1 pseudogene is annotated in these 214 nt (G+C 46.7%); it reads right to left on the reverse strand.

Annotation, left to right across the window (positions count from 1 at the left end):
* A pseudogene (locus tag DXU84_RS23655) lies at nucleotides 1-214 on the reverse strand (IS3 family transposase); the annotation flags it as partial.

The raw sequence follows: 214 nt of genomic DNA on the forward strand, positions 1-214 counted from the left end.
GCGATGAACCCCAAACACGTTGCACACAACGGCAACAGGAAACCGCGCCCTGAGTTTCTCAACTAATGAGAATTGTTTAGGGAGTCTGACATCAAGAGCGCGGTAGCCTTTTTTAATATATCCCTTTCCATTTCAAGGCGTTGAAGTCTTTTCTTTAGCTCGCGTATTTCAATCTGCTCAGGTGTCATGGGTGAAGCAGTGGGTGATTTTCCCG

This window comes from Rahnella sp. RcJ3, assembly GCF_009498575.1.
Taxonomy (GTDB): Bacteria; Pseudomonadota; Gammaproteobacteria; order Enterobacterales; family Enterobacteriaceae; genus Rahnella; species Rahnella aceris.